We start from the raw sequence: 24,466 nt of genomic DNA, 5'->3' as shown, positions 1-24,466 counted from the left end.
ATATGAAAAAAGAACGATTGGAAGTAAGGCAAAGATACTGACAAATCCACTGACAATCTATTGGGGAATCCAATCAAACCCCAACCAAATCCCCCGTTCAATCATCTAAAACCCTTCCACACACTAGAAAAAGTTTTCTTATCAAAAAGGACAATCTTTTGCTTTTTCTTATAATGCGAGTACAATGTAAAATAGCAAGAAAAGACGAAAAGTATTTACAGGATTATTGCGTACGTGTAGCGTAAATGGCAGTAAGGAACTGAGAGGAGGTTTTTTCTCTGAATATAAATAAAGAAACAATCATCCACCTTTATCATACAAACGATATACATAGTCATTTTGAAAATTGGCCGCAAATTTCTCGGTTTGTACAAGGGGAGAAAAAGCGAAGACAGGAAGCGGGAGAGACCGTTTTGACGGTTGATATCGGCGATCATGTGGATCGTTTTCATAGTATTTCGGAAGCGACGAATGGACTTGGCAATACGAAGCTTTTGAATGAGGCGTTATATGATTATGTAACGATCGGAAATAATGAAGGAATTACGTTAGCGAAGGAGCATTTGAATCGTCTATATGATGCTGCTGGATTTGAGGTGCTCGTCGCGAATTTATTTGAAAAAGAAGGGGTACGTCCAGCGTGGGCAAAGCCTTATAAATTACATACAACGACAGATGGAATTACGATTGCCTTTATCGGATTAACAGTAGCGTATCCAGAGTTTTATCATATGCTCGATTGGCATATTGAAGATCCGCTTATCCATTTAGAGTCTATTTTAGAAGAAGTGCGAGATGAGGCTCATATTACGGTTGTCCTTTCTCATCTTGGAAAAAGCATGGATGAGTATATGGCAGAGCATTATGATATAGATGTTATTTTAGGTGCACATACGCACCATTTATTTGAGCGTGGCATTCTTATGAATAATACTTTACTTTGTTGTTGTGAAAAGTGGGGACGTTACGTTGGGCACGTTCAGCTTACTGTGGATAAAGAGACGAAGAAGCTGTTGAAAAAGGACGGTAGAGCGATTAAGACAGAACGTTTAGGTGCTTATAGCAAACCGTTATCCACAATTGAATTGCTGCAGGAAGAAAGTAAACAGATTATGGCAGAGCCTGTCGTTCATTTAAAGGAATCTTTACCAGTCGATTGGTTTCATGAGACAGCATTTTCGCACATGTTAGCAAATGCGCTGAAAACGTGGTGCGGTGCAGAGATTGGCATGGTGAACGCTGGTGTACTTCTTGAAGGATTAGAAGAAGGTGTTGTGACGCGCGGAGATATTCACAGAATTTGTCCACATCCAATTAATCCATGTTTATTAAAAGTGCCGGGGAAAACGTTAAGAGAAGTTATTTTGAAAGCACGTCGTCCAAATATGGAGAACCTTGAGGTAAAAGGATTCGGATTTCGTGGAAAAGTGATGGGGAAAATGATTTACGCTGGTGTCGAAGTCATTCCAGATATGATTCCTGGGAATAAAATTTTACTGGAAGATGTATTGATTAACGGGGAATCGCTGGAATTAGATCGTATATATACGGTAGGAACGATTGATATGTTTACATTCGGATACTTATACCCAGAGCTATCCACACTTTCTGACAAACAATATTATATGCCAGAGTTACTCAGAGATGTGTTAACAGACGTGTTGATAACTCATACATCTTCCGTCAAACTATAGGCTAGTTAACTTGTAACACTCATTTTTCTCTTGTCATACAGATAAGAAAGAGAGGAGTGTGGACTATGGTTAATGTGGAGCCAATTATAATCGATAATTATACGTTTATTGCGGTTAGCGTCAAACTTCCAAAGACAAATTTGCTAGCTGTAATGAGCGATAAAGGATATATTATGTGCGGTGCATTAGATGTAGGTCTTTTAAATGAGAAGTTAGGTGATCGAGGAATTATTGCTGGCCGTGCGGTTGGTGTAAGAACGATTGAACAACTTCTTGAAGCGCCGCTAGAATCAGTCACGATTGAAGCCGAAGCATTAGGTATTACGGCAGGCACAATCGGAAAAGAAGCATTATTAAAAATGAGATAAGCATATATCGTCCCTCCTTCTTGCATAGAAATGATATAAGAAGGAGGTTTTTTTATGAGTATATTTCGTTCGAAAAATTCGCGGTTTCGAAGGGGACCAATTTCCTTTCGGCACATACTGCTTATGTCGTTTATTCTTTTTGTCATATTACTCGTGCAAGGATTATGGATTGTGAATAAAAGCATTCAGCCGACATTACTTAAATATGGGGAAGTAGAGACGCATAAAATGGCGACAGCGGTTATGACGAAGGCGGTAAAAGATAGAATTAATGAAGGGTTTGATGTCGATTCATTAATGAAAGTACAAAATGATAAAAACGGGAAAGTATCCACAATTAATTTAAATACAAAGCAAGTAAATGAAATCGTAACGTCAACGACCACATACATAGAAAAATATTTACAGCAAGTAGAACAAGGTGATTTGAAGGGGCTAGGTATTTCTGAAAAAAATGGAGCAACGATGGCAGTTCCTTTTGGTCGTGTAACGGATAATGCGCTTCTTGGAAATATAGGTCCCGATATTCCAATTGATTTCACGACGATTGGTCATGTGAATACGGATATTAAACAAAAAATTGAACCGCACGGGATCAATACGACAGCGATTCAAATTATTATGGAGATGGAAGTCACGTTGCAAGTGATTATTCCATTTCATACGAAAGAAATAAAGGTAAAACAAGATGTTCCGATTGCAACGCGTATTGTTCAAGGGGAAGTGCCTACTTATTATGGAAGTGGGAGTGTTGTTGTACCTGATAAAAAGAAAACGGATAGTTAGCCGAATTAAAAAAATAACCGTAGCAATATGCTACGGTTATCGTTTTGTATTCGTGCGTTCTTTTCGCTCCCAAAGACTTAAATGCATGTATGGATCGAAAGCCCATTCTGTATAACCATTGTCTTTATACATACCGAAATGTAGGTGGGGCGGGAATTTTCCAGCTGTGCCGGGAGGGCCGTAACCGGTGCTACCGACAAATCCGATTACTTTTCCTGGTTCGACAATTTGTCCAAGCTGTATTTCTTTTGAGAATCCGCCTAAATGAGCGTAATAATGGTAATTATTATGAAGGTCGCGAATACCGATGCGCCATCCGCCAAGACGGTTCCAGCCTTTTGTTTCAATAATGCCATAGCAAGTAGATCTTACTGGTACACCATAGCCTGCAAAAATATCAGTTCCTTCATGAACTCTCCTTCCCCCAAAACTTCTTCCAGCACCGAAAGTACTACGGTAGCTATGGTCACTACGAATCGGAAGAGGGAAAGCATTTCCTTCTAAATTAATACGTCCGTAATGTTTATAAATTTGGGCGTATTCGGTAATTAATTCAACTGTTTTCGCACGTCTATAATATTCCCAAAGCATAATGTGAACACGGTCTTCGGACGTTCCTTGTTTCTTTAAAATTGTCGCTGCTGTATGCAGAAGATCACGGTCGTTATTTGCGTTTGCAAATCCATCTTTGTCACCATCTAAACCCAATCCGCCAAATAGAGAAATTGTATGGGGGAGAGTGTCGTTACCATTAACGGGACCAGCCCATATTTCTGGTTTGAAATAAAGGGAGATAATGGCATCTGGTTTTTTCGGAATATCTTTTCTTACGCTCCGTATATTTCTTTCGTATTGATCCATTGCAGCTAAGTAATACCACGGAATGCCTGAAGATTGCTCGGTTTCTTTATATAGTGCCATGCGCTTTTCGTATATGCTTTGCTGATTATCTTCACCGTAAGCGATATTTTGGTGGAGAAGAAAGCAAATCGAAAGCAAAAGAGAAATTTTTCGAAGCATGAAATAGACTCCTTTCACAACATCACTCTTTTTAGTGTGGGATATACGGAGTATTTCATTATAGGGAACGATTGGAAAAAATCTTAGAATCTTCATTTGAGCAAATCGCTTTCATACGTTAGAATAGATATGTTACATTGAAAGAAGCGAACACGGTAAATTATTTCATATTGTGCGGAGTTGATAACCATGACAAAACAAACAGAATATAAGCGCAAGCCCGAATGGTTGAAAATTAAGTTAAACACGAATGAAAACTATACAGGCTTAAAGAAAATGATGCGTTCTAAGAATCTTCATACAGTTTGTGAGGAAGCAAAATGTCCGAATATTCATGAATGCTGGGCTGTAAGAAAAACAGCAACATTTATGATTTTAGGTGCGGTTTGTACACGTGCTTGTCGTTTTTGTGCGGTTAAAACAGGCTTACCAACTGAGCTTGATTTACAAGAGCCAGAACGCGTAGCAGATTCTGTAGTACAAATGGGCTTAAAGCACGTTGTTATAACAGCGGTTGCACGTGATGATTTAAAGGACGGGGGAGCAGCTGTTTTTGCTGAAACAGTACGCGCTGTACGTCGTAAAAATCCATTTACGTCAATCGAAGTATTACCATCTGATATGGGTGGAGTAGAAGAAAACTTAAAAATGTTAATGGATGCAAAACCAGATATTTTAAACCATAACATTGAAACAGTACGTCGATTATCTGACCGAGTTCGCGCTAGAGCAAAATATGATCGTTCATTAGAGTTTTTACGTCGAGCAAAAGAAATGCAGCCTGATATTCCAACTAAATCGAGCATTATGGTGGGCTTAGGTGAAACGAGAGAAGATTTAATTGAAGCGATGGATGACTTACGTGCAAACAATGTGGATATTTTAACTCTTGGACAATACCTACAGCCATCTAAGAAGCATTTACCAGTTCTTAAATATTACCCACCAGCAGAATTTGCAGAGCTTAAAGAAATTGCACTTAGCAAAGGCTTTAGCCACTGTGAAGCTGGCCCACTTGTGCGTTCTTCTTACCATGCGGACGAGCAGGTTCGTTCTGCAAAAGAAAAAACAGCAGAAGCAAAATAATGAAAAAAGAGAGCTAATCATTAGCTCTCTTTTTGTTTATATTCTAAAACAGTATTTGGGCATGTTAATAAGATTTTCTTTAATTCCTCTGTGGATAATTCAATTGTAAATTCAGGTACACCAGGTGTAATTAAAATTTTATCGTAAGCATAAATAGCACTATCCACAATAATCGTTACATTTTGTGAATAACCGAAAGGAGCTACACATCCTGGAGTACAGCCTGTTTCTTCTCTTAGCTCATCAGGAGAACAGAGAGATAAGCTTTCTCCTGTTATTTCTTTCATCTCTCCTCGGTTGAGCCTTGTACCCTCTAACGTAAAAAATACGTAATAATCTCCAGACTTTGATTTTAAAAATAAGCTTTTACTTGGAGTGCCGTGTAAGCCAAGCCTTTCACGTACGATACGATCTGTTTCATAATCGAGTACTGGTTCGTGTTCAAACTTTTCGTAAGAAGCATTTGTTTTATGTAGTAAAGCAAGTACATCTTCGTACATATGGAGTGATACCCCTTTCTATTGTTAGTACAGTTTCTTCTCGTGGCGTCAACTGAATGTGTTGGAAAGAGATATTACTTGGACGGTGCTTCCCATAATCGTTTTAGGATACATTGTTTATCGAGTGTAATTTCGTAAATATCAGGATTCGTTAAAGCTCTCCATTCAATAAAGCCGATCGTATGATCAAAGTGCTTTAAAATGAGCGTCAGTAAGTTGCCATGTGTAACAAGTAGTGTTGTAGTATGGTTTAACTTTAAAACGTCTTGGATAAGTGATATAGCACGATCCGTCGCTTGTTTTGTTGACTCTCCGCCTGAAAAGGCGATATCTATATTTGTAAAAGTAGATTCTAGTTTTTGCAACCAATCATCCATTGGAACGTCGCTTAATATGCGTTCAGCTAATCGTTCATCTTCTTGGATAGACAAGTTAGCTTGAAGCGCATAGGGCCGAATAGAATCGATAGCTCGCACAAATGGGCTTGAAATAATATGATCTATTTGTGATTGGTTTTCTAAGAGGAATGTAGCAAGAATGTTTGCTTGATTTTTTCCTGCAATCGTTAATTCGGCATCACGTTCTTGTCCAGTTGCTGAACAATGTCGTATTACAATCAATTTCTTCATAATTCATCCCCATCTTTCAAGTTGACGCTATATACTTCGACAAATGTGGGGGAAATTCCTTTTTATTGGAAATGGCATATTGATTTAAATATGTGGAAAAGTAATGTGGATAAATGAACATTTGAGGTGTAATGATGAAAAAAATGATATGTATTATATTCGGTCTTTGTTTTTTTATACACTTGTCCACAACATATGCAGAATCCAATCAAAAATTAAATTATCCAAGCAATCGAAATAAATCATTTGTGAGTGAAGATGTGTTTTACGAACAGTTAGATAAGAAAATCTATAAAGAATACAACAATGCAGCATATAGCGTTCGAAAAAAGATTTTATTTAAAGAAGTGCCGGATAAAGAATTTTCTTTCAGAAAAAAAGCAGCCGTGGGTTGTCGTAGTAGCGTGGTACTTCAAGATTTTTTTGTTCACCCTGATCGCCAAGTTTATTTTTTTGCTTCCTTTTCTCAAAATGAAGCAGAAGAGTTTCATAAGTACATTGTTATAGATGCAGAAACAAAGAGGGAGCTGCAAGAGGGCAAGAGTTATCATCATTGCGAAAATCGTGGTAAAAAATAACCCACCAGCTGGTGGATTATTTTTTATTCCGGTACACTCATTAATTTCTCTTTCATTTTACGAATAAGAATGACAGCACCAATTGTGAAGAGAAGGGTAATTCCTTCTGCAACAAAGATGTTAATTGTTTTTGTTTGATAAAGTGCCGCGAAAAAGTCTACAAATGCGTGGAATAATATAGCGTAAACAAGGAAGATATATTTCTTTTGTTTTACTGCGTATAAGACAAGCATTGTAAAGGCAATTTGCAATACAAGAGCCATAATTCTTTCCAAGCTGCCAAGGAAGTATAAATAAGCAGGTTGTTCTATTAACATATCCTTTACAAGATTTAATTGTGGTAGTTTTTCTGCCATTTGAGCGAAGCTACCATTGTTAATAGCATTAGCGAATATAAGTGTCTGCAATGCAGAGAATCCGCCAACTAAAATGGATTCAATCCCGCCGTGACCAATTCCATAAGCGAAGCCATCTTTATATTCTAGATATTTTTTTAGTAGGAAGAAGAAGGCAACGAAGCGTCCTAATTCTTCAAAAATACCAGCAGTTAGTCCGCCATAAATTGCAAAGACAAACGGATTTTCTAAAAATGGAGCGATTGCTGGATTACCACGCATAAATAGGTGGAACGGTGTTTCGAGAATTTGGGTAAATCCAATAAAGATAAGAACACCAACGCCGACCACTTTCCAATTAATATTATATTTTTTACGGAAATAAACAAACGCAATAATAGGTACCAGAATCGAAATCACAAGTTGAATTGTGATACTGGCAATTACCGTACTTGAAACCATACTTTCACCGCTTTCTAATATATGTACATATCTATTATGCATGAAATATAGTGGAGATGAAACTTTTAACAAAAAATGAATTTACTTATTGACTCTAACGTTGCGTCATACTTTATCGTATGTATTAAGGGGGAGATACACATGACAATGAAGGTAAAAGAAGTAGCTAATTTAGTTGGAATTAGTGTGCGCACACTGCATCATTACGATGAAATTGGGTTGTTAACCCCAGACGAGACGACAGAGTCTGGATATCGTCTGTATTCCAATAAAAATTTAGAGACATTGCAGCAAATTTTATTTTTTAAAGAGCTAGGCTTCCCTTTGAAGAAAATTAAAGAAATTATCATGAGTCCATCATTTGACCACGAAGAAGCACTACAGCTTCATAAGAAAATGCTTCTTGAAAAACGTGCCAGATTAGATAAGGTGATTGCGACAATTGATAAAACAATTCAGCATACAAAAGGAGAGATTGAAATGACGAATAAAGAGAAATTTGAAGGCTTCGATTTCAGCCATAATCCGTACGAAGAAGAAGCGCGTGAACGATGGGGAGACGCAGCTGTAGATAAAGCGAATGAATACGCGAAAGATATGTCAAAAGATAATCAAGAAGAGTTTAATACTATTTACAGAAATTTAGCGGCGCTTAGACACGGCGCACCAGATTCTAAAGAGGCACAGGAAGCAATCGGGGTATGGTACGATTACTTGCAAAACTTTGGAGAATATTCACTAGATGCTTTTAAAGGACTCGGTCAAATGTACGTCGCTGATGAGCGCTTCACGAAAAATATCGATAAGTTTGGTGAAGGTTTAGCACAGTTTATGTGTGATGCGATGGAGGTTTATGCGGATCGTAAGAAATAGTAAAAAAGGTGGAGGTTTTCTCCACCTTCTTTATTTTTTAATCATATCATTCAAAGTCTGATCCCCCGTATTGTTTAAATGAGGATTTTTGCTCATTTCTCGCTTTAGCATGTCGAGGCTCTGTGTATATTCTGTATCATTTAAGCTACCTGATTGAAGGCCTTGAATTTGAGAAATCAACTTTTGGTCTGTTGATACATATGCTTTATAATAGCGAGGGACGATGGACAAAGCAGCTTTATATATTTGATCTGCTACGAGTTTTGGATCCGTTGTGTTTGCACGGTATACAACAAATACTTCATCATCGGTAACGAGCGTAGCAGCGTTTGTAACGTCAGGAAGTTTGACTGTCATGCTTGTAATCATTTCAGCGACTTTCTCACGGTTAATGGCTCCTACTTGTTTGTTAGATACTTCATGTTTTTGTTTAGATGAATAACCGACTCTCGTTAATCGTGTATTTGTATTTTCCGTATGATACATGTCGTTTTTATTGGAAACAAGAACACGACTTCCTTCCTCACGTTCCATTTCGGCTTTATTCGTTGATTGACAGCCTGCGAATAAGGAAAGAGTGAGGAGAGAGAGTATAATTTGTTTTTTCACGATGTATCACCTCCTTCTCCATAGCATGCACTAATTTTCAATTTTTTGTATTTGAAATTGTTGGTTGGTATGCTTTGTGATACGATAAAAAGAAGAATGCTTAGAGAGGAAGTTAATGATGGAGCAAAAGCAAGAGCAAGAGATGCATGCTACGGTGAGCATTAATAATGTTCAGTACGAAGTAATTAAAAACTTTCGTGACGGTTTTAATGAAGAAGCATTTAAAGAGCGTTATGCAGAAATCTTAAATAAATATGATTACATCGTAGGGGATTGGGGTTATGAGCAACTTAGATTGCGCGGTTTCTTTGATGATAGTAATCAACGTTCGACATATGATACGAAAATTAGTACGTTAACGGAGTATTTATACGAGTACTGTAATTTCGGTTGTGCACACTTCGTATTACGAAAAGTGAAGAAATAAAAAAATCCTCTTACGATTGTAAGAGGATTTTTTGCATATTTTCGCTTATAAACAAATCGAGATATGATCGCCTTCAGAAAGTATTGTATTTGGTTTCATTTGTTGTCCGTTCAATTGAATATCCCCATTTTTAATTTTATCCACAATGCGTGTACGGCTCCAGTCGGAAATATATGTGGATAAGGCTTTATCCATTCGGTGGGAACCGAAAACGATATCTAATACGATCGTGATTTCGGCTATGCCGTTTTCTTTATGTTGCGTAATGGAAATGGTAGTAGTTGTTTCTATTTGATCTTGCTGCGTCATGTCGAATGTTTCAACGTGATCAGTGAATGCTTTATAAATACGAAGCTTTTGATTCCACGTATGATCTTTCGGACATTTATAAATGGCAAAGCGGTATATATTTTTTCCGTTGGCGTTATGCCTACGAATATTCGTGTCAGTAAATAAGGTAGTGCGTCTGCAATTTTTACAATACTTTTCGATTGTGTTTTGCTCATTTTCATATAAACTCCAAGAAAGTTGTACTTTCTGCATTTTCCTTCACCTCTTATAGTAGTGGTAAAGGAACGTAATACAGCTATTTGGATGTCTTGTAGTATGAAGACATGATAAAAAGACAAAAATAAAAGGAGATTCCCTTAGGAACCTCCGTAAACATCATACTACAGATGCGTTACGTTCCTTTGTAATGGGAATGGGCAGACTACTCCCTTGAAAAAGCACGGTGCTTTTTTGAGAGTAATGCAATCCAATTGCTGGTCCATTACAAAGTAAATGTTGGCATACGTAGATAACGTCCTTTCTATCCAAATAGATTTATTCTTAATTATAACACATAAGATTGAAAATTCGAAATACTTAAAGCGAAAAAACACCAGCTAAAATAGCTGGTGCCTAAGATAAATTATATAAGTTCAAATAAAAATGAGCGTAATTCTTCTGCAATTTCTTCAGTCATAGAAAATGCATGCTCTAAGTAGCCTGGTTCGTTTAAATCGTCAGGACCGATGATTGCAAATCTATTGCGCTGTATATCAAGGACAATTGTTTTACCGTAATGACGATCGGAGTATAAAAGCGCTAAATCATGACGCTCATTTTCTCCCATAAAGCTAACGAAACGAGTTCTTGTAGCGACTGTATCGTCGTACAGAAAGAAACGTTCTTCCATACACATGGCTCCTTTATTAAATATCTAAGTTTAAGTGTGGTTTATGATCTAAATGGTGATGCGTTTTAATGAATCGTACCGTTCTTGTTTTGTAACGCATAACGATAGAATATGTTTCAGCTAGATCTCCGCCAAGGAATTTAACACCGTCTAATAACTCACCAGCAGATACACCAGTTGCTGAGAAGATTGCATCATCCCCAGATACTAAGTCATCTAACATAAGAAGTTGACGAGGATCTTCTAATCCCATTTCACGACAACGAGCTTCTTCTTCTTCGTTCATTGGAACTAAGCGAGCTTGCATTTCACCTTCAAGGCATTTTAATGCTGCTGCAGAAATAACACCTTCTGGAGCTCCGCCAATACCTACGAATAAATCAATACCCGTTCCAGGTAGTGCTGTTGCGATTGACGCACCAACATCACCATCACCAAATAATTTTACGCGTGCACCTTTTGCACGAACACGGTCAATAATATCTTGATGACGTTCACGTTCTTGCACGATAACTGTTAGATCGCGAATCTTTTTATTGTTAGCTTCTGCTACAATTTCAATTGTTTTTTCAATTGGATCATCTAAGCTAATTTTACCAGCTGCTTTTGGACCAACCGCGATTTTTTCCATGTACATATCAGGAGCATGAAGAAGGTTTCCTTTATCTGCGATTGCGATAACTGCCATTGCATTTGCAAGACCTTTTGCAACGATGTTTGTACCTTCTAATGGATCAACGGCAATGTCTACTTCTGGACCGTTACCTGTTCCTAGTTCTTCACCAATATACAACATCGGTGCTTCATCAAGTTCTCCTTCACCAATTACAACTGTACCTGCCATGTTTACTGAATCAAACATATCACGCATTGCTGTAGTTGCTGCATCATCTGCTTCGTTTTTCTTTCCGCGGCCCATCCACTGTGCGGATGCTAATGCTGCTGCTTCTGTTACACGGACAATTTCTAGTGCGAGTTCACGTTCCAAGATTCCATTCCTCCAATTTCAAAAATCATACAAATATAACTATAACAAATAACGGAGAAAAGGTGAATTCGAAAAATTGTCGATTTTTTCAGAAGAAAGCGTTACAATTAAAATGTAAATGCTTTAATTTCCAGGTAGGTGACATTCATGTATTTTGTAGACAGAAAGAAAATAGAACAAATGCTAGTATGTTTAGAACGAGCAACAAGTACATTTCAAGAGAAAAAGATATATGAAACCCAGTTTGAATTTTACGCATTAGAACGTATAGCTCATCTAATTATTGATTGTGTATTAGATGTAGGGAATGCGATGATTGATGGATTTATTATGCGCGATCCAGGAAGTTATGAAGATATTATCGATATTTTGATGGACGAGCGAGTGATAAGTGCAGAAGAAGGACAAGGAATGAAAGAAATTATCCTTCTTCGAAAAATGCTTACGCAAGATTATATTCAAATGAATCATGATGAATTATATAAGACGATTCAAAAACATATTGCAGTGGTAGAGAAATACCCAGCAAATATTCGCAGTTATTTAGAGAAGGAATTAGGACCTGTATCTGCATTTGTACCAGAATAATTATGCTTATAAGATCCCCGGGACTGCCTTTTGGGGATCTTATATTGTATGTGAGAAAGTAAAGGGAAAAGGGAGAAGGGTTAAGCATGGGGGAAGCACGTACGACGAAAGATGAAATTGTACAATTGTTGAAAGTTAAGGGAGAGCACACAGTAGCGGAACTAGCTGACGTTTTAGAGATTACAGAAATGGCGATTCGAAGACATTTAAGTAATCTTGAGAAAGATGGTTTCATTTATTCTAAGATGGTAAGACAACATGTCGGAAGACCAACTTATTTATATGGATTAAGTGAAAAGGGAGAAGATACATTCCCGAAGGAGTATAAGCAATTTGCGATTGATATGCTAGAAGATTTAGCTCGAATGGGTGATGAAAAAATACTTCGTTACGTTTTAACAGAGAGAACGAAGCGAATGGAAGAACAGTTGCAAAAGCGAGTGAGTAATCAAAAGAATTTAGCATATAAAGTGCAAGAGATAGCAGCTATGCAAGAGAAAAATGGTTATATGGTTCAAATAAAGAGAGATGGAGAGAACTCTTTCGTAATTGAAAAACAAAACTGTCCGTTAAAAGAAATTGCAGAGAGATTCCCGCAAGTATGCGAAGATGAAAAAGAGATGTATAATCGTTTATTTGCAGGAGCAGATGTAAAGACGTTAGCAAACATGTGTGAGGGCGATTGTAGTTGTTCTTACCAAGTAAAAGAGAAAAAATGAACGTTATGGGGCGCTTTTAGGTAAAGCGTTTTTTTCTTTGGAAAAAGCGGGTAATATAAGAGTGGTATGATAAGGTGAGAACGTTAGCATAGAAGGAGAGACATAATGATGTATAAAGGTTACTTAATTGACTTAGACGGTACGATGTATCGCGGAGAAGAACAAATTGAAGAAGCGAGCGACTTCGTAAAAGCATTAGGAGAGCGCGGCATTCCTTATTTATTCGTTACGAATAATTCAACGCGTAAACCAGAACAAGTGGCAGAAAAACTTGTTCGTTTCGATATTCCAGCGGAAGCAGAGCAAGTATTCACAACGAGTATGGCGACAGCGAACTTCATTTATGAACGTAAACAAGACGCAACTGTATATATGATTGGTGAAGAAGGCTTACATGATGCACTTGTGGAAAAAGGATTTGAACTTGTGGATGAAAATCCTGATTTCGTTGTTGTTGGTTTAGATCGTGACATCACATATGAAAAATTAGCAAAAGCTTGTCTTGCTGTGCGTAACGGCGCAACGTTTATTTCTACAAATGGAGATATCGCCATTCCGACTGAGCGCGGATTATTACCAGGTAACGGTTCATTAACATCAGTTGTAACAGTATCAACAGGCGTGGATCCAATCTTTATTGGAAAACCAGAATCAATCATTATGGAACAAGCGTTAAAAGTGCTTGGTATAGGAAAAGATGAAGCATTAATGGTTGGGGATAACTACGATACAGACATTTTAGCGGGAGTAAATGCTGGCATGCATACCCTTCTTGTCCACACTGGAGTCACAACTGTGGAGAAGTTAACAGAATATGAAGTACAACCAACGCAAGTTGTGCATAACTTGACGGAGTGGATTGAGAAGATGTAATGAAATGCAGGTAACCGGAATAGGTTACCTGTTTTTTTATGCATAATTGCATATTCGCCGTTGTTATATAAAATGTAAAATTTATATGTAATGATACAAGGGGGAATCAGAGTGTACTGGATGTCATGTATTATGTTTGTTTTTACATTATGTGTTTTGTTTTTTGTTCTATGGAAGATATATAAAATAAATGAAATGAAAAAAAGCTCAGGAAAACTCATTGCAATGTATCCTCGGGTGAAAAGACGTTGGATTGCATTACTTGGACCAGCATATTTCATTGGGCAATGTATGTATATATATGCTCAGTACGTAAGTGGCGATATTGATACAGTTGAACAGTTTCTCATTCAGCTAGGTATTCATGCTGTAGCAAGTTGTTTTATGACTTTAATAGCTATCCATCTTATTAAAAGTGTACAAATATATGAAAAAGGTGTAGTAGACGGATTAAACTTTTATTCATACGAAGAATTAAAAGGCTATAAAACATCAACATGGGAAAATCCAAAAGAAAATATATTTTTATATCGCGGGCGAGAAAAAATGAATGACAATGTAAATTTACTTATTAGACAGGAAGATATGAATGAATTAGAAAGCATTCTTCAAAGATATATTCCGAAATTAATGATGAAATAAAAAAACTCCGGTTTTAACAACCGGAGTTTTTTATTAGAATGCACGATTCACAACATCTTTAACTTCTTCAAGATATTGCTTACGCACACTGTTATCCACAGAAGGAACACTCGTATAGAATGTATGCTCAATTGTTTCAATACCTGTAAATTCAAAAATACCAACATCTGCTGTTTTCTTCATTGCTTCAAACATACCGCCTGCTGTGTATGCTTCTTTCGTATTTCCCATTGTAGATAATAGTAAGCCTTTTTTACCGCTTAATAACTTTTCAATACCATTTTCACCGTAAGCATAAGCGAAGCCGTGGCTAAATACACGGTCAACGTATCCTTTTAAAATAGCAGGAAGTCCCGCCCACCAAACTGGATAAATGAATGTAATGCTATCCGCCCAAGAGATATGCTCTTGCTCTTCTTTAATATCTTCTGGTGTGTTTCCTTGAGAAAATGAGATGAAATCGGAAGCGCCTAATACTGGATTGAAGTTTAATTCGTATAGATCGCGAACGCGTACTTCATGACCTTTTTCTTCTAATTCACTTTTTACCGTTTCTAAAATCGCATGGTTGAAGCTTTCTGTATTTGGGTGTGCATAAACGATTACATGTTTCATTGCTCTTCCTCCTATTTGTGGATAGTTTTTTATTTATGTAACTATTATGGTTACTGCTTTTATAGAAGTCAAGTAATACATATGTATGTATAAAAAGACGCTCGAAAATCGCCTTTTTATACCCCGCTCATACAAAGTACAAAGAAGACAAATAAAATAATGACAAGACCAATGCCGAAGTTAAATACGAGAGTGCTATCCATATATGTAGCCTCCTTGTTTGAAAGTAAAAAGCACTCTAGTTAAGAGTGCCTTTTTTATTTTGAATCTACTTTATAACTTTTAGAAAGTGATTCATGCGTGTAATGATTTACATTATTTTATGTATTTATACTTTGAAATGAGTAAGTCCTTGTTGGATATAGAAAAAAAGACACTCGTTCGAGTGTCTTTTAAGATGACAAAATGTGCCAATTGCTTGAGGTTGATAAGACGCTAATTTCCGTGTTAACGCCTTTTCTCTAATCAAGAAGTGTAGCAACAGCGATTCAAATAAATTGTACCATCTGTTTAATCGCGGTGCGTATGCAATTGTGCATATTATGATCATGAGGTAGGTAATGAACTGTGAATAATTTGAAGTGATTTATTTACGATTTCTTCTGCGGCATATATGCCGATTGCGTCTGTTTTTAAAATATGGGGTTGTAAGTTATCATGCATTGCCTCTAACTCACCATGAAGTGGTGCGAAGGCATGGTTCGCCTTTTCAAGCATGCATAAATCAAGTAAAGAATCCCCAGCTGTAATAATCGTATCTATTTGCAAAATTTCTTTTATATATTGCACGGCGTCCCATTTATTAATTGGTTTTGGGACAAAGTATAGCTTTCTACCTTGAAGTGAATGATTCCAGCCTTGTTTGTCTAACCAGGAAGTGAAGGATGATAATTCATCATAAGGAATGTTCTCCCGTTTAATAATGCAATAATGGAATAGATCATCAGCTGTTTTTTGTGATATAACCCAATCTTTATGAGCTATTTGTCCAAATTCCTTTAGTATGTCGTTTCTCTCTATACATTCAACCGATAGTCTTTCTTTTACTGTCCTGTTCCAAGTACCATCTTGTTTACCGTTATGAAGGATATTGCCGCCGTTACTTGTAATGGCGTATTCGGGAATGATTTCGTTTTGGAATAAAGCAATACGCTGAAACTGCTCAATAGTTCTTGTTGTAACTGGGATGAAATGTGAGTGCAGTTGTAATTTTTTTAGTAGTGAAATGGTTTTATGTGATATGAAAGAAATTTCTTTTCCATCTAAAGTTTCAATGAGTTGAATTGATTCATCTTCTATAGGGGCACGAAACGATTTCCGGGAATAAATAAGCGTTTGATCAAGATCACTGGCGAAAATCATATTGTTTCCTTCCTAAGAGGCTTAATGAGCCCGCAACATGAATAAGCCATATTCTCATAGGTTTCAATTGGGACATTCTTTTCTTTAGCGAGAAGTAAAATATGCTTTAAACCGGGATTGTTTTGCTTACGTATTAAAATTTTCCACGGTATTCTCCGGAGTAATACACGAGTTGTTTCACCGACTCCTGGTTTAATTAAGTTAATATCGTCAATTTCAAAGTGATTTTGGATAGACTGTATATCTTTTAATCCTTGCCAAGATGGATCAGTGTAAGTTGAAGCAATATAACGTAATTGATTATCTATATGAGAATGAACAGAAGGGAATAAATCTGTTACCTCATCAATGAAGAAATTTGATAAATCTTCGTGTTCTAGCTCTTTATAATATTTAACACCATGAAAATCATTTGGACCGATATAGGTGTCATTTAGTACAGTGCGGCTAATTAGTCCAGAGACTGTTGCATTTAAGCAAGCGCTAGGAATAAGAAAATCTTCACGTGTACCGTAAATTGAAGTACAGTAACCGGGATCAGCAAGCACAGCCATACAATGAGAAATGTGTGTATTATTTCGTTCGTTAAATGTGTGTACTGCATATTCTAATTCTTTTTTTATTGCACCTTTTCCAGTCCACCCATCAATGAATTGAATTGTTTCTTTAGGGTGATGTTCCAAAATATAATGGAGTGCATTTTCATCAATACCGCGTCCGCGAACAATAGAAATACAATAGTGAGGTACATCAAGGTTGTATTGATAGCGTATGTAGCGTTTGATAAGAATGCCAATAGGTGTACCAGCACGAGCTAATGAAACGAGGACAAGGTTAGTTCCTTTAGTTTGTATAATCTGTTCGGCGACAACTCCAACAGCGATGGCTAGCTTGTGTTTATATTGTTGCAGGGAAGAAAAGAATAAATCCATATACGCTTTAGATGGTTTATATTCCATTGGTAACATTTCAGAATAATGTGTGCCAGCTTGAATTGCTTGTTCTCTAGTTTCTGTGGAACTTTCTTTCATTAAATCACTAATATCTTTTAATAGAAAAATAGCATCATTTGGATTGTAACTACTAATATGAGAATTTACTTTTACCATAATTATCAACCTTCCTTTTCTATGCCATTTGAAAATGAGACGATATGAATAAAAGGAATAACTGTTTGTAACTGCTGTAGAAGAGGAAACAGGGCTTCTTCTCCTAAATCACGCTCAATAAAAACAAATACTTCATCGTAATCATGAGGTGAAATATTATAAAAGTAATTTGTAATAGTAGAATCTTCAGGACTTGGATATGAGAAATGATTATGAATGGCATAGTTCACATCATTTGAAACAGGATGGATAGGGCTTCTTGTTGTAGATTGATATAAAATATTTTCACCCATTTCAGCAGCAATTTTCATTGGGATATACATAAATTCACACGTTCCGAGACAGAGTGTTCGTTTTCCAATTCTTTCTCTTTTTAAAGCTTTTCCTGCTTCTTGAGCGAAAGAATGAATGTGCTTTTGTTCATATGCTAAAGTGCCAAATCGCCCAGTATATTTTATATAATTTGATGTATAGGGTGATTTTGGGCAGGTAAGGGTATGCTTTTTGAAATCAGGTTTTGTTTCTTTAATTTGAATATCTGTTTTTGCAATATTTAATGGTTGACCAGTTGTATGAATACTGCCTTCTAATAAAGAAATAACATGAATCTTAATTTGAAGTTCTTCTTCTAATTGTTTAAATTGTTTTCTATTAGTATGAGAACGCCAGTCTAATAAAGAAGCAATTATATATTCTTCTCGTGGGAATTTATTTTGAATAGATCTAATAATATTTAATGCTGTTTTTCCTGTTGTCATCTCATCATCTACGAGAACAATTGGATTGTTGTTTTGAAAAAAGCTTTCATCTACATAACAACGGTGCGATGTTGCGTGAGAATGTTCTTCCTCAAATGTAATGACAGATTCTAGGTGGGGTATCGATTCCCTAGTTGTATGTACATACTTTGCATTTTGAAAGCATTGAAACATAGAATGACCAAGTGATGTCGCTGTTTCAGCGAATCCGATGAACAAAACTTCTTCTTGCAGAGGATATTGATAACGAAATACTTCCTCTGGGATTTCATCAATTTCTAATGAAATGAGATTTAAAATTTCTTTTTGAAATGGATGAGAAATATTATGTAGTATTTCCATATATCTTGCAGCGAGAGCAACTCCACTTGATAGGGAGACTGCAGGTTTAATAGGAAGATGCTTTCCAAGGATTGTACTCACAAATAAAAAACTACGTTTCTTATTTATTCTCGCAGCCATTTGAAAAAGACTGTCTAGCGCTAAATTATATGGATTATCACGTACTTCTACATGAACTTGTATATTATTTAAAACGTTATACGTGTTGCTTTGCGTTTGTAATAAGGAGATCGGTGAATTGTTTGTTTTCATGTAGCACCCCGTAAATATTAGATTTTAAAATGGTTTTGCGAGCCCAGCCATAATGAGGTTTTACTTCATTCATTTTGTTAGAAAAACTGCTTTTTAGCACTCCATTATACGTATCTGCATTTTGTAAAATTGATCTCGCATCTAAATAATCTTCCATTGTGACAATGTGCATTGCCTGTACAACTTTAATATGAGATGGGTGAATAACTGTCTTTCCGATTAAGCCATTTGCATGGTCAAGTGATACCTCTTGAATAAGCCCTTCTTCATGATCATTAGAAAAATATTCCCATACACATCCTGAAATAATATATTCATTTGTTGCCCTTGAGAAAACGTTAATAATGTCTGAAATACAATCACGGACAACGGTAATATGATAGATAGGTGTGTATTTATTGCGTCGAATACTAAATATACTTGAAAAATCAGTAGCACCAATACGTACATTTAAGATGTAATCGTGATAAGAATCTAGTAAATCCTTTATTTGTAATAATGATTCTGACCGTGTTTCCTTATACATAATTTCGGGGGATTCTAAAATCGGCATGCCATATAGCGATAATGAGTATACCTCGTTTATATATGCAAGCTGATTGATATAAGTCTTTCCGTTAATCGGTGTGAATTTTGGAAAGACAAAACCACATAAACAATGAACAGCACTACCTAATTCAGTAACAATTGTCTTCAGTTGACTTGGCTGTCGAACTCTAATAAAAAGAAGCGGGATGTCTGCTTGATTTAGTATGTTGGCACTGACTAAGTTAGCGATTTGCTGTATTTGAACGACGATGTTTTGCTCTGCAAGTTTTACTTCCTCATCGCTGATAGCGTCCTCTAGACAAAGAATAATTGAGGTAGCATCCACATGTTTCTTTCTAATTATATCTTCCGCAATCGTTTCTTTCGTGCCAGGAGTATATAGTGTGGCGCCTAGTGCGTAAGCTAGTTGTTCTTTCCCTATATTTTTTGAAAAACTAAGAGGTTCTTTATAGAAAAAATTTTGCCGTTCTTCCGAGGAGAGATAAGAAAAGTAATTCAAATTGTCACCACCTTATTTGTAATGATTCTGTTTAATCGTAACATAATAAGAAAAATCTTCCATAAAAATGAAGCGATAAATTAAAAAAATATATTGAGAAAGATGAATTATAAGATGAATATCGAATATTGTTAATAGAAATATAATAGGGGGAAAGAGAAAGTGGATATACATAAGTTAACGATAGAAGAAGCAAAGGAGATAAATACGTGGACGTACGAGGAACCATATAGTTTATATAGTTTTTCAGGCGAGAAAGAAGTAATAGAAGAACTATTAGATGGAACGTATTATGGCTGTTGTGACGATCAAGGAGAGTTCATCGGCTATTTTTGTTTTGGAGAAAATGCACAAGTACCAGGTGGAAGAGATGCTAATTTATATGGTGGAGAAGATGTGATTGATATCGGACTTGGTATGAAGCCGGCGTTAACTGGGAATGGAATGGGGAAAGAATTTTTCCAAGCTGGAATAGCGTTTGCTACGAAAGAGTTTAATGCAAAAATGTTTCGATTAAGCGTAGCGACATTTAATACAAGAGCAATTACGTTATATAAAAATATCGGATTTAAACAAGGACCTACTTTTTTGAGCCGCGGGAGAGAATTTATGCTCATGGAATACAAAAGACCGTCAGTATGAAACTGACGGTCTTTCATATTTTATTCCGAATGCTCAGCTCTATGCGCTAAACGACTTGAAGCAGCGGCAGCAATTCCGCCAACGATATCATCAAGGAATGTGTGCACCTGTCCAGTTGATTTATCATTTAAGTATTCTAAAATACCAGGTTTTAATTTATCGATATATCCAAAGTTCGTGAAACCGATAGAGCCGTACACATTAACGATAGAAAGTGCGATCACTTCATCAATTCCGTATAAGCCTTCATCACGTTTTACGATATCTTGTAACGGCTCACTTAACATTCCTTTTTCAGCAAGGACATCGAGTTCGATACCAGTAATTAGTGCGTTTTGTACTTCACGTTTTGATAATACACGTTCAACGTTATAACGGCATTCTGACATCTCTAAATTTGGATGATATTTTTTTTGAAGAAAATGAACAAGCTCAGCAATATCGTCAATTGTTACACCACGTTCTTGTAATAGTTGTAATGCTCTTTCTTGTAGTTGATTTGATTCTTTCATGTTTATCACCTTTTTTTCTTTTTAGTATTTGTATACGTTTCGTTGCTTTATCATGTGCATAGGAATGAAAGGCGAGCACAAGCTCATATATATAAAGAAAAACCATAGGTGGCGACTGCGATGATTCATCATATTTATGAGCATTATCATATGCATGTTAAAGAATTAATCCCCCTTGGCCCCTATAAAAGCTTTTGGATTCGCAACAAAATTTATGTACTTGTTCCAATTGGAGAAATGGAGGAAGAAGTACTTGTAGAGATGAAAAAGCTCAGTGATTATATGAACCAGCAAGGGGATATAACTGTAGCGACTTTCGTTCCGACTATACACGGCTACTATGTAAGTGAGATAGAAGAACAAAATTACTGCTTATTAAAAGGTATGCGTGCGTTAGAACGACATGCTACATCATTAGGAAGTGAGCTTTCTATATTCCATAAACGAGGTGCATTCTTTCCAGAAGAAATCGAGCAATTAAGCCGCATAGGCGAATGGAAAGCGTTATGGGAAAAAAGGCTCGATCAATTAGAAAAGTTTTGGCAATCACAAGTGATGAACCACCCTACAGACGTATTCGATCAATTGTTTATTGAATCCTTCCCGTATTACTTAGGAGTTGCAGAAAATGCAATTCAGTATGTTGTCGATACAGAGATGGATGATACGCCGCAAATGACTGATGCAGCAACAATTTGCCAAGAACGATTCACACCTTTATTATGGCATCAAACGAAGCGTCTCAAACTTCCTTTCGATTGGGTGTATGATCACCCAACTCGAGATATGGCAGAATTAATCCGCTATATGATGATAGAAAAAAAGAAAGACTGGGAGCAAACAATCGTTCAATTTGTTACAGATTATGAACGGAATTATTCGCTATCCTCATTTGGTTGGCGCCTATTATTTGCAAGGCTCCTGTTCCCACTTCACTACTTTGAAACAGTCGAACGATATTACCAAACAGGAAATGAAGAACAAAAGAGCATATATAGAGATCGCTTAGAAGCCATTTTACACGATGTGAACCGCTCTGAGCAATTTATGAAGCACTTTTATGGCTCACTTCGTTTACCAGTCGATAAGTTAGGGATTAGGAAATTAGATTGGCTATCTTAAAATATAAAAAAGAGACCGATTGAGGTCTCTTTTTTATATATCACAATTGTATGTAATACATTATGCCCCTATCTGTTGATCTGCACATATATTTAAAATGAATTGATGTCTTTCGATTTTTTCATTTACTTTACTCAATAATTCTTGCTGAATTTCTTTAAATAAAAATTGATAGCTCGCATTCCATGTTGGTATAACGGATGAAAGATCTAATAAATACTCTTTTTTCTTTTCTAGTTCTTGAATTGTTAAGAAAGTGTTCCCCATTTTTGGCATGTGTCGTCCCCCTATGTTTTTTACTTTTATATGTGTGAACGATTCTATAGTATTAATTATCTCACTTTTTGAGAAGGATTTCCAATTTTGTTTTATGATGTTAAAGGAGAAGTGTTTTTTGAATAAAAAAAGAGACCCATATGGGTCTCTTTCTAGGAAGCGATTCTGAACGAGCCGCTTCCGCTTTTAATTAATATCTAGCTCCAGCGGCTAAAATGTTCGGTGGCTTCGCTTCTTCCGCCGAGGCAAAAAGCGCCTCTATGTCAGAAGCTCCATCCTCCTCACATTTTGAACAAGCCGCTTCCGCTTTTAGATTAATATCCAGCTCCAGCGGCTAGAACAGGAGGTCATTTCGCGCCTTCCTGTGAGGCAAAAAGCGCCTCTTCGTCAGGAGCTCCAATGACCTCCTGTTCTGAACGAGCCGCTTCCGCTTTTAGATTAAAATACTTGTTCTACTTCAATAACGCCTGGTACTTCTTCTAGTAATGCGCGTTCGATACCAGCTTTTAGTGTGATTGTAGAACTTGGGCAGCTTCCGCAAGCACCCATAAGGCGTAATTTTACGATACCTTCTTCAATGTCTACTAATTCAACGTCTCCGCCATCGCGAAGTAAGAATGGACGTAATTTATCTAATACTTCTAGTACTTGTTCTTCCATATGTGGGTTTTCCATTTTTATCGACTCCTTTCATCAGTTTTATTATAATCAAGATAGAGGGGAAAATCTATTTTTTCTGTTCTTGTTTTAATGTCGAAATTTTTTATCATGTTTACAACGTGTTTTTTCAGTATAGGGGTATGGAATAAGTTTGTAAAATGATGTGCTTATGTACTAAGACATCTGAATATACTGTTGAAACAAGAAGCGGGGGAGAAGAAATGGTTAATGTGCAAGTGTATGGGACGAAAGTAATTTGTGCGAGCTGCGTTGGAATGCCATCTTCAACAGAAACATTTGAGTGGCTACAAGCGGCGATTGGTCGTAAATATGAAGGACAAGAAAATAAATTTAATTTCGAGTATATTGATTTTCAAGAAGAACAAGAAGATGAAGATAAAAAAGCATTCGCAGAGCGCGTAGTGGAAGAAGATCTATTTTATCCGGTCGTTCTTGTAAATGGAGAAATTGTTGGAGAAGGAAATCCTCGTTTGAAGGATGTTTACGAAGAAATCGAGAAATATTTATAAAACAGGAAGCCTTTGCGAATTTGCGAAGGCTTTTTTAATGGAGGGATAGATGTGAAAAATGGAGTGAAGCATGCGTTACCAACAGAAGTACGACAGTTAATGGAGCGGTACACAGTAGAATTAAAAGAAATTTTTTTAGATGAAAAAATAGTCGGGGTATATATTTACGGCTCCATTGCACTCGGTGCATTTCATGCAGAAACGAGCGATGTTGATTTTATTATAGTAATAAGTGATTCCGTGAATGAAGCTGAAAAACAGCAACTTGTCGAACTTCATAAGAAAATTAGTGGTAGTACGTTAGGTAAGAGAATGGATGGTATGTATATTCCGCTTGCTGATTTAGGGAAATACAATGATGAAATGAATGAGTACGTGTATTGTGCAGATGGTAAAGCGAATGTAGGTCATTGGGATATTAATGCGGTCACATGGTGGACATTGAAAAATCAAGGTATTACAGTTACCGGGAAAGAAGCGGAAGATCTTCCGTTTCAAATAAGGTGGGACGATGTAGTCAATACGATGAAATACAACGTAGAACAGTACTGGAGTGAAAAAGCGAAGCAGCCGTATTTATTTTTCATAGAAGAGTGGGTAGAATCAGCTGTCGTTACGATGGGCCGTATTTTATATACACTAGATCATAAAACAATCGTTTCAAAAGATAGTGGATTGCAATACTTGTTAGAACGTTCAGGGGAAGAATGGGAGCTTTTATTAAAAGAAGTAGCGAGAATACGGCAGAATCCAAAAGAAAAGCGAATGCTCTCAAGGTGGAGAAGGGCAGATATGACGAGGAAGTACTTATTGCATTTAATTGAAACATGTAGAGAGAAATGGTAGGGGAAAAACCGACGATACAGTAAATTGTATCGTCG

General features: G+C 36.6%; 31 protein-coding genes. 15 read left to right on the top strand and 16 right to left on the bottom strand.

What is annotated here, in order from left to right:
* Positions 1-278: 278 nt before the first annotated feature.
* From AC1DMU_RS22515 to yunB, 3 genes are all read left to right on the top strand, one after another.
* Positions 279-1,694 carry a bifunctional metallophosphatase/5'-nucleotidase gene (locus AC1DMU_RS22515; protein ID WP_316245560.1) on the top strand — a complete coding sequence of 472 codons (1,416 nt, stop codon included), beginning with the start codon at positions 279-281 and terminating at the stop codon, positions 1,692-1,694.
* 65 nt (positions 1,695-1,759) lie between these two features.
* Positions 1,760-2,062: a YunC family protein gene (locus AC1DMU_RS22510; protein WP_000248463.1), complete on the top strand. Its 303-nt coding sequence runs from the start codon at positions 1,760-1,762 to the stop codon at positions 2,060-2,062.
* A 54-nt stretch (positions 2,063-2,116) separates the two neighbouring features.
* Positions 2,117-2,848 (top strand): sporulation protein YunB, encoded by a 732-nt coding sequence (yunB, locus tag AC1DMU_RS22505; RefSeq protein WP_046954393.1) that lies wholly within the window; start codon positions 2,117-2,119, stop codon positions 2,846-2,848.
* 36 nt (positions 2,849-2,884) lie between these two features.
* On the opposite strand, the gene AC1DMU_RS22500 is transcribed toward yunB, so the two are convergent.
* On the bottom strand, positions 2,885-3,868 hold the full coding sequence (locus tag AC1DMU_RS22500; protein ID WP_000944677.1) for a M23 family metallopeptidase: 984 nt from the start codon (positions 3,866-3,868) through the stop codon (positions 2,885-2,887).
* Between the two features lie 189 nt (positions 3,869-4,057).
* Here AC1DMU_RS22500 and lipA point away from each other — a divergent pair, with 189 nt between their 5' ends.
* Positions 4,058-4,954: a lipoyl synthase gene (gene lipA / locus AC1DMU_RS22495; protein WP_000166369.1), complete on the top strand. Its 897-nt coding sequence runs from the start codon at positions 4,058-4,060 to the stop codon at positions 4,952-4,954.
* A gap of 20 nt (positions 4,955-4,974) precedes the next feature.
* Here lipA and AC1DMU_RS22490 read toward each other — a convergent pair whose 3' ends face one another.
* Positions 4,975-5,454, bottom strand: coding sequence for a YbaK/EbsC family protein (locus tag AC1DMU_RS22490; RefSeq protein WP_048542306.1), 480 nt, complete (start codon positions 5,452-5,454; stop codon positions 4,975-4,977).
* A gap of 74 nt (positions 5,455-5,528) precedes the next feature.
* Entirely contained in the window at positions 5,529-6,083 is a 555-nt protein-coding gene (locus AC1DMU_RS22485) for a histidine phosphatase family protein (protein WP_088064729.1), read from the bottom strand.
* Positions 6,084-6,217: 134 nt separating this feature from the next.
* Between AC1DMU_RS22485 and AC1DMU_RS22480 the strand changes: the two genes are divergently transcribed.
* Positions 6,218-6,661, top strand: coding sequence for a hypothetical protein (locus AC1DMU_RS22480; protein ID WP_088064728.1), 444 nt, complete (start codon positions 6,218-6,220; stop codon positions 6,659-6,661).
* Between the two features lie 23 nt (positions 6,662-6,684).
* On the opposite strand, the gene AC1DMU_RS22475 is transcribed toward AC1DMU_RS22480, so the two are convergent.
* Positions 6,685-7,500: a YhfC family intramembrane metalloprotease gene (locus AC1DMU_RS22475; protein ID WP_116868002.1), complete on the bottom strand. Its 816-nt coding sequence runs from the start codon at positions 7,498-7,500 to the stop codon at positions 6,685-6,687.
* 99 nt (positions 7,501-7,599) lie between these two features.
* On the opposite strand from AC1DMU_RS22475, the gene AC1DMU_RS22470 reads away from it, so the two are divergent.
* A complete protein-coding gene (locus AC1DMU_RS22470; protein ID WP_088064727.1) occupies positions 7,600-8,331 on the top strand; it encodes a MerR family transcriptional regulator in 732 nt (243 codons plus the stop codon).
* A 30-nt stretch (positions 8,332-8,361) separates the two neighbouring features.
* On the opposite strand, the gene AC1DMU_RS22465 is transcribed toward AC1DMU_RS22470, so the two are convergent.
* Complete coding sequence (locus tag AC1DMU_RS22465) at positions 8,362-8,940, bottom strand: YhcN/YlaJ family sporulation lipoprotein (RefSeq protein ID WP_088064726.1); 579 nt, start codon at positions 8,938-8,940, stop codon at positions 8,362-8,364.
* A 142-nt stretch (positions 8,941-9,082) separates the two neighbouring features.
* On the opposite strand from AC1DMU_RS22465, the gene AC1DMU_RS22460 reads away from it, so the two are divergent.
* Positions 9,083-9,367 carry a YutD family protein gene (locus AC1DMU_RS22460; protein WP_370512873.1) on the top strand — a complete coding sequence of 95 codons (285 nt, stop codon included), beginning with the start codon at positions 9,083-9,085 and terminating at the stop codon, positions 9,365-9,367.
* Between the two features lie 45 nt (positions 9,368-9,412).
* On the opposite strand, the gene AC1DMU_RS22455 is transcribed toward AC1DMU_RS22460, so the two are convergent.
* The 3 genes from AC1DMU_RS22455 to glpX form a co-directional block, all read right to left on the bottom strand.
* Positions 9,413-9,910, bottom strand: a complete 498-nt coding sequence (locus AC1DMU_RS22455; RefSeq protein ID WP_088064724.1) for a cytoplasmic protein — start codon at positions 9,908-9,910, stop codon at positions 9,413-9,415.
* Positions 9,911-10,280: 370 nt separating this feature from the next.
* On the bottom strand, positions 10,281-10,547 hold the full coding sequence (locus tag AC1DMU_RS22450) for a DUF3055 domain-containing protein (RefSeq protein ID WP_000392614.1): 267 nt from the start codon (positions 10,545-10,547) through the stop codon (positions 10,281-10,283).
* 16 nt (positions 10,548-10,563) lie between these two features.
* Entirely contained in the window at positions 10,564-11,535 is a 972-nt protein-coding gene (gene glpX, locus AC1DMU_RS22445) for a class II fructose-bisphosphatase (RefSeq protein ID WP_000439090.1), read from the bottom strand.
* Between the two features lie 147 nt (positions 11,536-11,682).
* Here glpX and AC1DMU_RS22440 point away from each other — a divergent pair, with 147 nt between their 5' ends.
* The 4 genes from AC1DMU_RS22440 (at position 11,683) to AC1DMU_RS22425 (ending at position 14,357) form a co-directional block, all read left to right on the top strand.
* On the top strand, positions 11,683-12,123 hold the full coding sequence (locus AC1DMU_RS22440; protein ID WP_088064722.1) for a DUF86 domain-containing protein: 441 nt from the start codon (positions 11,683-11,685) through the stop codon (positions 12,121-12,123).
* Positions 12,124-12,209: 86 nt separating this feature from the next.
* The gene (locus tag AC1DMU_RS22435; protein ID WP_000503338.1) at positions 12,210-12,842 is read left to right on the top strand and encodes a helix-turn-helix transcriptional regulator; all 633 of its coding nucleotides are present in this window, start codon (positions 12,210-12,212) and stop codon (positions 12,840-12,842) included.
* Between the two features lie 108 nt (positions 12,843-12,950).
* A complete protein-coding gene (locus AC1DMU_RS22430) occupies positions 12,951-13,715 on the top strand; it encodes a TIGR01457 family HAD-type hydrolase (RefSeq protein WP_002096233.1) in 765 nt (254 codons plus the stop codon).
* 111 nt (positions 13,716-13,826) lie between these two features.
* Entirely contained in the window at positions 13,827-14,357 is a 531-nt protein-coding gene (locus AC1DMU_RS22425) for an iron ABC transporter substrate-binding protein (RefSeq protein ID WP_087986025.1), read from the top strand.
* A gap of 33 nt (positions 14,358-14,390) precedes the next feature.
* Here the strand turns inward: AC1DMU_RS22425 and AC1DMU_RS22420 are convergent, their stop codons facing one another.
* The 5 genes from AC1DMU_RS22420 to AC1DMU_RS22400 all read right to left on the bottom strand — a co-directional run bounded on the left by AC1DMU_RS22420 (position 14,391) and on the right by AC1DMU_RS22400 (position 19,843).
* Complete coding sequence (locus AC1DMU_RS22420) at positions 14,391-14,972, bottom strand: NAD(P)H-dependent oxidoreductase (RefSeq protein ID WP_088064721.1); 582 nt, start codon at positions 14,970-14,972, stop codon at positions 14,391-14,393.
* Positions 14,973-15,518: 546 nt separating this feature from the next.
* Positions 15,519-16,334, bottom strand: coding sequence for an HAD family hydrolase (locus AC1DMU_RS22415; RefSeq protein ID WP_142291824.1), 816 nt, complete (start codon positions 16,332-16,334; stop codon positions 15,519-15,521).
* Positions 16,331-17,443, bottom strand: coding sequence for a cysteine protease StiP family protein (locus tag AC1DMU_RS22410; RefSeq protein WP_088064720.1), 1,113 nt, complete (start codon positions 17,441-17,443; stop codon positions 16,331-16,333). Before AC1DMU_RS22410 ends, AC1DMU_RS22415 begins: the two co-directional genes overlap by 4 nt.
* A 5-nt stretch (positions 17,444-17,448) precedes the next feature.
* Positions 17,449-18,795: a phosphoribosyltransferase family protein gene (locus AC1DMU_RS22405; RefSeq protein ID WP_088064719.1), complete on the bottom strand. Its 1,347-nt coding sequence runs from the start codon at positions 18,793-18,795 to the stop codon at positions 17,449-17,451.
* Positions 18,740-19,843 carry an HpcH/HpaI aldolase/citrate lyase family protein gene (locus tag AC1DMU_RS22400; protein ID WP_088064718.1) on the bottom strand — a complete coding sequence of 368 codons (1,104 nt, stop codon included), beginning with the start codon at positions 19,841-19,843 and terminating at the stop codon, positions 18,740-18,742. The genes AC1DMU_RS22405 and AC1DMU_RS22400 overlap by 56 nt, the downstream gene beginning before the upstream one ends.
* Before the next feature lie 162 nt (positions 19,844-20,005).
* Between AC1DMU_RS22400 and AC1DMU_RS22395 the strand changes: the two genes are divergently transcribed.
* Positions 20,006-20,485 (top strand): GNAT family N-acetyltransferase, encoded by a 480-nt coding sequence (locus AC1DMU_RS22395; RefSeq protein ID WP_088064717.1) that lies wholly within the window; start codon positions 20,006-20,008, stop codon positions 20,483-20,485.
* Positions 20,486-20,505: 20 nt separating this feature from the next.
* Here the strand turns inward: AC1DMU_RS22395 and AC1DMU_RS22390 are convergent, their stop codons facing one another.
* Positions 20,506-20,997: a phosphatidylglycerophosphatase A family protein gene (locus AC1DMU_RS22390; RefSeq protein WP_046953585.1), complete on the bottom strand. Its 492-nt coding sequence runs from the start codon at positions 20,995-20,997 to the stop codon at positions 20,506-20,508.
* 120 nt (positions 20,998-21,117) lie between these two features.
* Here AC1DMU_RS22390 and yutH point away from each other — a divergent pair, with 120 nt between their 5' ends.
* Positions 21,118-22,119 (top strand): spore coat putative kinase YutH, encoded by a 1,002-nt coding sequence (yutH, locus tag AC1DMU_RS22385; protein WP_000581274.1) that lies wholly within the window; start codon positions 21,118-21,120, stop codon positions 22,117-22,119.
* 60 nt (positions 22,120-22,179) lie between these two features.
* Here the strand turns inward: yutH and AC1DMU_RS22380 are convergent, their stop codons facing one another.
* Together AC1DMU_RS22380 and AC1DMU_RS22375 are read right to left on the bottom strand one after the other, a co-directional pair.
* Positions 22,180-22,395 carry a carbonic anhydrase gene (locus tag AC1DMU_RS22380; RefSeq protein ID WP_088064716.1) on the bottom strand — a complete coding sequence of 72 codons (216 nt, stop codon included), beginning with the start codon at positions 22,393-22,395 and terminating at the stop codon, positions 22,180-22,182.
* 438 nt (positions 22,396-22,833) lie between these two features.
* Positions 22,834-23,070, bottom strand: coding sequence for a NifU family protein (locus AC1DMU_RS22375; RefSeq protein WP_000431158.1), 237 nt, complete (start codon positions 23,068-23,070; stop codon positions 22,834-22,836).
* A gap of 206 nt (positions 23,071-23,276) precedes the next feature.
* Here AC1DMU_RS22375 and AC1DMU_RS22370 point away from each other — a divergent pair, with 206 nt between their 5' ends.
* Both AC1DMU_RS22370 and AC1DMU_RS22365 read left to right on the top strand, forming a co-directional pair.
* Positions 23,277-23,585, top strand: coding sequence for a YuzD family protein (locus AC1DMU_RS22370; RefSeq protein WP_000248590.1), 309 nt, complete (start codon positions 23,277-23,279; stop codon positions 23,583-23,585).
* Between the two features lie 51 nt (positions 23,586-23,636).
* The gene (locus AC1DMU_RS22365; protein ID WP_088064715.1) at positions 23,637-24,431 is read left to right on the top strand and encodes a nucleotidyltransferase domain-containing protein; all 795 of its coding nucleotides are present in this window, start codon (positions 23,637-23,639) and stop codon (positions 24,429-24,431) included.
* Positions 24,432-24,466: the final 35 nt, after the last annotated feature.

The organism is Bacillus sp. 01N45, assembly GCF_056399205.1.
Note: the sequence above shows the minus strand (reverse complement) of the source record. Positions and strands in the feature narration are given on the sequence as shown.

Bases quoted from the DNA above. Each gene is read 5' to 3' on its own strand.
- lipA (WP_000166369.1), top strand. From the start codon at position 4,058: ATGACAAAACAAACAGAATATAAGCGCAAGCCCGAATGGTTGAAAATT.
- AC1DMU_RS22485 (WP_088064729.1), bottom strand. From the start codon at position 6,083: ATGAAGAAATTGATTGTAATACGACATTGTTCAGCAACTGGACAAGAA.
- AC1DMU_RS22435 (WP_000503338.1), top strand. From the start codon at position 12,210: ATGGGGGAAGCACGTACGACGAAAGATGAAATTGTACAATTGTTGAAA.
- AC1DMU_RS22430 (WP_002096233.1), top strand. From the start codon at position 12,951: ATGTATAAAGGTTACTTAATTGACTTAGACGGTACGATGTATCGCGGA.
- AC1DMU_RS22490 (WP_048542306.1), bottom strand. From the start codon at position 5,454: ATGTACGAAGATGTACTTGCTTTACTACATAAAACAAATGCTTCTTAC.
- AC1DMU_RS22460 (WP_370512873.1), top strand. From the start codon at position 9,083: ATGCATGCTACGGTGAGCATTAATAATGTTCAGTACGAAGTAATTAAA.
- AC1DMU_RS22440 (WP_088064722.1), top strand. From the start codon at position 11,683: ATGTATTTTGTAGACAGAAAGAAAATAGAACAAATGCTAGTATGTTTA.
- AC1DMU_RS22390 (WP_046953585.1), bottom strand. From the start codon at position 20,997: ATGAAAGAATCAAATCAACTACAAGAAAGAGCATTACAACTATTACAA.
- AC1DMU_RS22415 (WP_142291824.1), bottom strand. From the start codon at position 16,334: ATGATTTTCGCCAGTGATCTTGATCAAACGCTTATTTATTCCCGGAAA.
- AC1DMU_RS22405 (WP_088064719.1), bottom strand. From the start codon at position 18,795: ATGAAAACAAACAATTCACCGATCTCCTTATTACAAACGCAAAGCAAC.
- AC1DMU_RS22480 (WP_088064728.1), top strand. From the start codon at position 6,218: ATGAAAAAAATGATATGTATTATATTCGGTCTTTGTTTTTTTATACAC.
- AC1DMU_RS22410 (WP_088064720.1), bottom strand. From the start codon at position 17,443: ATGGTAAAAGTAAATTCTCATATTAGTAGTTACAATCCAAATGATGCT.
- AC1DMU_RS22475 (WP_116868002.1), bottom strand. From the start codon at position 7,500: ATGCATAATAGATATGTACATATATTAGAAAGCGGTGAAAGTATGGTT.
- AC1DMU_RS22375 (WP_000431158.1), bottom strand. From the start codon at position 23,070: ATGGAAAACCCACATATGGAAGAACAAGTACTAGAAGTATTAGATAAA.
- AC1DMU_RS22500 (WP_000944677.1), bottom strand. From the start codon at position 3,868: ATGCTTCGAAAAATTTCTCTTTTGCTTTCGATTTGCTTTCTTCTCCAC.
- AC1DMU_RS22450 (WP_000392614.1), bottom strand. From the start codon at position 10,547: ATGGAAGAACGTTTCTTTCTGTACGACGATACAGTCGCTACAAGAACT.
- AC1DMU_RS22455 (WP_088064724.1), bottom strand. From the start codon at position 9,910: ATGCAGAAAGTACAACTTTCTTGGAGTTTATATGAAAATGAGCAAAAC.
- AC1DMU_RS22380 (WP_088064716.1), bottom strand. From the start codon at position 22,395: ATGCCAAAAATGGGGAACACTTTCTTAACAATTCAAGAACTAGAAAAG.
- AC1DMU_RS22510 (WP_000248463.1), top strand. From the start codon at position 1,760: ATGGTTAATGTGGAGCCAATTATAATCGATAATTATACGTTTATTGCG.
- AC1DMU_RS22370 (WP_000248590.1), top strand. From the start codon at position 23,277: ATGGTTAATGTGCAAGTGTATGGGACGAAAGTAATTTGTGCGAGCTGC.
- yutH (WP_000581274.1), top strand. From the start codon at position 21,118: ATGATTCATCATATTTATGAGCATTATCATATGCATGTTAAAGAATTA.
- yunB (WP_046954393.1), top strand. From the start codon at position 2,117: ATGAGTATATTTCGTTCGAAAAATTCGCGGTTTCGAAGGGGACCAATT.
- AC1DMU_RS22420 (WP_088064721.1), bottom strand. From the start codon at position 14,972: ATGAAACATGTAATCGTTTATGCACACCCAAATACAGAAAGCTTCAAC.
- AC1DMU_RS22470 (WP_088064727.1), top strand. From the start codon at position 7,600: ATGACAATGAAGGTAAAAGAAGTAGCTAATTTAGTTGGAATTAGTGTG.